The following is a 5,746-nucleotide window of genomic DNA, read 5'->3' as shown; positions in this document are numbered from 1 at the left end:
CGGTGTTTCCCTGTTTCCTTTTCATTCTGGGATGTCCGATTCCGCTTGGCGTAGACGCCCGGTTAACCAAAGGAGAATCCCCGGTACGGATTTCCGGGCATATTGTAGTACGTACGCTGGCATTACTGGTCATGGGAGTTTTTACGGTCAATGCTCCGGACCTAAACTCAGAGCTCACGGGTCTTTCTTCGGCCTGGTTTCAGATTTTGATGGTTACGGCTTTTTTTCTGATTTGGAATGTGTATCCGAAAACTTTTGCCCCCGTTTTGGTCCGCCTACTACAAGGTATGGGTGTACTGATTTTACTGGTCCTGGCCGTACGATTTCGCGGAGGTACACCAGAAAATCCGCAAATTTTCCGACCTCAGTGGTGGGGAATCCTGGGACTGATCGGCTGGGGCTACGGCGTTTCAGCCTTACTCTATGTGTGGATGAAGGGTACTACTGGAGCACTGGTTGGAGCGTTCTTCTTTTTTACGCTGGCGACCATCGCTGCTCACGCCGACTGGCAAGTCGCAGGTTTTCCCTTGCAGGATCTGATTCTAGGTAATGGAGCGTTTCACGCTTTTACCATGGCGGGCCTGCTGACAACCCTTCTACTACGAAAACAGGATCCGGTTCGGGGAGTGAGTCTTCTGCTAGGAGGGGGCTGCCTCATGCTGGGAGCCGGTTTTATCGCTCATGCGTACTTCATCATTTCTAAAATACAGGCTACGCCCACCTGGGTGTTGCTGTGTACCGGAATTGCTGTATTGGTGTATGCGGTAGTTTACGTACTAGTGGAGATTGGTCAAAAAGAACACTGGTTTACCTGGCTTAAACCTGCCGGTGTATATACGCTAACCTGCTATCTGTTGCCGTATTACTTTTACAGTCTAGCGGAGCTACGGGCTGGACTTTACCCGACGCTCTATTGACCAGTGGGCTAGGGTTAATAAAGAGTCTCATATTTTCGGGCTTGGTAATTGCAACCGCTCAGTTGTTAAGTACAATCCATATACGTTTAAAACTATAAATAATAAACGTTACAAAAGCAGCTATTTAAACTAGTGAAGTACTAATTATTAATTCATAGATAACGGGTTTTTAAGCATAAACTAACGGATATGACTATTCGTTATTAGTAAAAATTTTTAATTATTACGTTTGCTTAATTAAAAAAGCCTATTACATTTGCCTCGTAATCAAGGCCCTGCCGCCCTTTTACAGGTGTTTTGAATACGTGAGAAACAGTCTCCCGCCAAGAAATAGTTAGGTCTAAACGCCAATAGTACCTGCCAGTATTTTTTAGTGTTGTAGCAGTCGTTTTTTGCCCTCTTTGTCGTCTGCTTGTTCCTGACTTACCGCCCAGTTCTCATTCGGGATTTCTTTTGCGAAATCCAAAATTCCGTTGTGTTCATTGATTAACCTTTGCCGCCTGCTGTATCGTATGCCTCGTTAGGGCTTACGTATATCATTATTCGTTCGCCGTCTTTGTGAAAGATAGGTGTTAACGCCGTGGGCTAAGGTATCCTTTTGAAACATTTTGAAGCATTGAATTAACCCCTGCCTGCCAGCAAGGACTCAAACCCTGTTGTCTCATTTTAAAGGATTGAATCTATGCAGTTTATATCTACTCTACGAAATAGCTTAGCAGCGGCCGTACTTACTTCTCTTGCAGTAACGGCTCACGCACAAAACCCTCTAAGCCCCGCGATGGGCTTTAACGTAATGGTTCGGGATAACCTGACCGTATCAAGCAACGAAACCGACGGACCTATGGCGGCTGGTGGTAATTTTATCATCAAAGGCGGTTATCAGGTTAATATTCATGAAGTAGGCACGTACAGAGGAACGGGAACGAACATCATTGGTCTGTACGTAGGCAATCAGGTGATTTTTGAAAGCGGCAATACCGTGAAGATTGGAAATGGCCGCTATGTGAAGATTGGAAATCTGAGTAATACGGATGTCTCCAATGGCAATCATCAAACGGAAAGCACGCGAATTGTTAAAAAGGGATTTTCACGCGATAGCAATCCACGGATTGAACTAGCACTCACGCAGCCCGTTGATAAAGTACCCATTGGTGAGGGCGAGAAAATTGATTTCGAGACGATCTATAAAAACTTTGAAGTAGCTTCTCATGACATTTCATTCTGTTCGACAAACGCTACTCTGGTGACTCCCAATGGCGAACCGATTACTTCTACCCAAATTCCAGGTCATGGTCAGGTAAAAGTGGTTTTGAAAGCGAATACCGTGAATACGCTGAATATCTCAGGTGAGGATTTAAACCGGATTGTTTCGATTGGATTTTCGGGTAGTGTACAACGACCCAATGCTTCAACGCCCTTTGTTATAAACGTAAGTGTAAACGGAACTTTCAACTGGAACCCCTTTAACTTTACCGGTATTGGTGATCAGGACGGACAATTCATCCTCTTTAACTTTCATCAGACCAGTAAAATTTTATTGACGAGTCAAAATAACACCATCAAAGGAAGTTTGCTGGCCCCGTCTGCCGATGTTATAAAAAGCATTTCCAGCAATATTGATGGTCAGGTGATTGCTCGTAGTTACGATCAGTCCGGTGGCGAAAACCACTATCAGTTATTCAATGCCAGCGTTCCGGGTTGTAAGGAAACCTCGCTCCCGGTAGAATTGAGCTACTTCAAGGCCGAAGCCAATAATCAGCAACAGGCGGTGCTGACTTGGGGTACGTCTCAGGAAGTAAACAGTGCGTATTTCATCGTTGAAAAAAGTCGCGATGGTAAAACCTTCGAAGGCATTCGTACGCTACCCGCTAAAGGGCAGTCGAAACAAGCTCAGACCTACACGTTTGTCGATGAACAGGCGGCCTATGGAGTCAACTACTACCGCCTCAGACAAATGGATACGGATGGCAGCAGTCAGATATTCCGTAGTGTTTCCGTCATTATCGATTCCCCCGAAATCGTCTGTTTTCCGTATACCCCAACCCCAGTCGGGGATCAACCTTCAGCCTACGCATTCAGGACGAAGCCACGCAGATTCAGTTGCAAACCTTACAAGGCATACGTGTACCCGTACAGATTTCATCCGCTTCGCAGGAGATCCGGGTAAGCCCTACGCAGTCGCTTGCACCCGGTACCTACGTTTTACGTATCCAGGACCTCTCAGGCGTATATGCTCGCAAAATCGTCATCCTTTAGGCTATTCGTTTACAAGTTCAATCAATTCTATGCAAAAGAGGCGGAGCTACTTCCGTCTCTTTTTGTTTTGTAAAAAGTTGATAGTGAATAATTTGATGTAAACAAAGAATACACCTTTTCCATCGGTTAGAATTTCAGTACTGTTTTTTTTGCATTAAAATGCGTTTTTGCATAAAATTGCAAAAAATAGATTCGTATGCAGGTATTGAAAGCTCGCAGGGCTACCTTATTCATTTTTCTGGTATGCGGCCTTGGTATTGCCACCTGGGCTCCGTTGGTGCCTTTTGCCAAAGAACGTCTGGCTCTGAACGAGGCTCAGCTAGGTCTTTTGTTACTTTCGCTTGGAGCTGGGGCCTTAATCATGCTTCCCCTGAGTAGCATTTTCCTGCATCGCTACGGAAGTCGGAACGTCATTCTGGCGGCTGGTTTACTAATGGCCTTCCTGTTGCCAACCCTGGTCATACTGGTTCATCCGCTAGCCATGGGAGCAGCCCTGTTTTTTTTCGGGGCAAGTATGGCTACAGTCGATGTGGCGATGAATGTACAGGCCCTCAGCGTCGAAAAACAAATGCAAAAGCCGATTATGTCTTCTTTTCACGGCCTCTATAGTCTGGGAGGAATCTTAGGACCTTTGGTAATGGCGGGTTTATTAAAGCTCCAGTTAAGTCCATTCTGGGCGGCAGGACTGGTCTCGCTAAGTCTGGTACTCATGCTCAGTAGTCAGTATAAAGCTTTGTTACCCGTAGCGGAAGAGGTACGCAGCGAAGCATCAGCAGGTCTGAGCTGGCCCAGCGGGGCGGTGTTGTTTCTGGGTCTGATGTGTTTCATCGTATTTCTGGCGGAAGGCTCCATCCTGGATTGGAGTGCCGTTTTTTTACGTGACATCCACCACGTGGACCCCGCCTTGCTGGGACTCGGATACGCGGCTTTTTCCGTAGCCATGACCATCCTGCGGTTGCTGGGGGATGGACTTACGCAAAAGCTGAACGCCCGGACGCTGGTCAGGGGCGGAGCCTTACTGGCCAGTGCGGGTTTTGGGCTGGTCATTCTTAGTCCCTGGTTTGAACTTTCGCTCGTGGGTTTCACGCTCGTCGGACTGGGAGCGGCCAACATTGTGCCTATCTTTTTTAGTGCCTCGGGACAGTTGCCACATACCTCGGCCGCTCAGGCTCTGCCCATCGTCACAACCATTGGATACGCGGGTCAGCTGGCGGGTCCGGCACTCATTGGCCTGGTGGCTGAATTGACTTCCTTACCCATAGCCTTTGCGGGCATTGCTGCCTTACTGGTGGTGGTGAGTATTTCCTATCGATCTTTTCACTGATTTTTATTCATGAAATTAGAACACGTAGCCATCTGGACCCGCCATCTGGAAACCATGCGGGCTTTTTACGAAACGTATTTTTACGGCCAATCCAACGCAAAGTACCGGAATGCGACTACAGGACTGGAAAGTTACTTTCTGCATTTTGAGTCAGGAGCCCGACTCGAACTGCTCCATAAAGCAGATATTCCGGAAAACCGTAACGACACGCTTCAGCAACAGCACCTGGGGCTGATCCACCTGGCATTTGAAGTAGAAAGTCGCGAGGCGGTAGAGCGTAAAGCTCAGGAACTTGCCGGGGCGGGTTTTCCTATCCTACGCGGACCACGGGTAACGGGCGATGGGTATTACGAATTTGAAAAGTCATGATCCGGAGCAGAATCGTCTGGAAGTGAGTTACCGTCTGCCGTCTGCGTTATGAAAAAAGAACTACGCTTTTCGCACATTCTGGCCCAGCTTGAAAAGGAAAAATCGGTCACCTTTGCCAGCCTCAGTCTGGAGCTGAACGTTTCAGAAGATACAATCCGTCGGGATATTGATGAACTGGCTAATCTGGGCCTGCTGGCTAAAATTCGCGGCGGAGCCATGCCCCGCTCCGCCCATCCCCTGACCTTCAAAGATCGGATTGGCTACCTGAGTGAAGACAAAGAACGGATGGCTCTGAAAGCCATCCGACTACTGCGAAACGGCATGACGGTATTCATGGATAGTGGTACGTCGGTTTACACGCTCGTTTCTTTGCTACCCGTAGCGATCGAACTTCGGGTGATTACGAATAATGCAGCATTGATTCCTTTGCTGGGTCAGTATGCAAATATTGAACACAAATACTAGGTGGGAAGTACGACAAAGAACGGGAAATCTTAACCGGATTGCTAGCCGTAAAAGCCGTCGAACAGTTCCGGGCAGACTTGTTTTTCATGGGCGTTTGCTCCATCGATCTTCAGGCGGGCATTACTGCCACCCATCAGCCCGAGGCCGAACTGAAACGGGCCATGGCAGCTGCTTCGCTCCAGGTCATTGCCCTCTCAGACGCCAGCAAGCTTGTACGCAGGATCCTTTTGCAGTATGCCGGCTTGCGGAAGTATCCCATATCATTACCGAACGCAATGCAGACGACGCACTGCTTTGAGCCTTATCAAAAGCAGGCGTACGTTTCTCTAAATTTCTGGTTAAAAGGGGGTATCGAACCTTTGATTGCAGGAAATTAGTTCGCGACCGGGATAATGCGTATGTGTTTTCCCGATCG

6 protein-coding genes and 1 pseudogene are annotated in these 5,746 nt (G+C 47.8%); all 7 read left to right on the top strand.

What is annotated here, in order from left to right; translation table 11 throughout:
- Positions 1-917: DUF5009 domain-containing protein (locus tag BWI97_RS24945; RefSeq protein WP_102203253.1), on the top strand; the 917-nt coding region annotated here is incomplete at its 5' end.
- Positions 918-1,599: 682 nt separating this feature from the next.
- Positions 1,600-2,589, top strand: a pseudogene (locus BWI97_RS29355) (collagen-binding domain-containing protein); the annotation flags it as partial.
- A gap of 350 nt (positions 2,590-2,939) precedes the next feature.
- A complete protein-coding gene (locus BWI97_RS29350; protein WP_102203251.1) occupies positions 2,940-3,173 on the top strand; it encodes a T9SS type A sorting domain-containing protein in 234 nt (77 codons plus the stop codon).
- Positions 3,174-3,369: 196 nt separating this feature from the next.
- Positions 3,370-4,497, top strand: a complete 1,128-nt coding sequence (locus BWI97_RS24930) for an MFS transporter (RefSeq protein WP_094812774.1) — start codon at positions 3,370-3,372, stop codon at positions 4,495-4,497.
- A gap of 9 nt (positions 4,498-4,506) precedes the next feature.
- Entirely contained in the window at positions 4,507-4,866 is a 360-nt protein-coding gene (locus BWI97_RS24925; protein WP_102203250.1) for a VOC family protein, read from the top strand.
- A 48-nt stretch (positions 4,867-4,914) separates the two neighbouring features.
- On the top strand, positions 4,915-5,331 hold the full coding sequence (locus tag BWI97_RS29055; RefSeq protein ID WP_102203249.1) for a DeoR/GlpR family DNA-binding transcription regulator: 417 nt from the start codon (positions 4,915-4,917) through the stop codon (positions 5,329-5,331).
- Between the two features lie 38 nt (positions 5,332-5,369).
- Complete coding sequence (locus BWI97_RS29050) at positions 5,370-5,708, top strand: hypothetical protein (RefSeq protein ID WP_255403219.1); 339 nt, start codon at positions 5,370-5,372, stop codon at positions 5,706-5,708.
- Positions 5,709-5,746: the final 38 nt, after the last annotated feature.

It is taken from the genome of Siphonobacter sp. BAB-5405, assembly GCF_002872335.1.
In the GTDB taxonomy this organism is placed as follows: domain Bacteria; phylum Bacteroidota; class Bacteroidia; order Cytophagales; family Spirosomataceae; genus Siphonobacter.
This window is presented reverse-complemented; position numbering and strand designations above follow the sequence as displayed.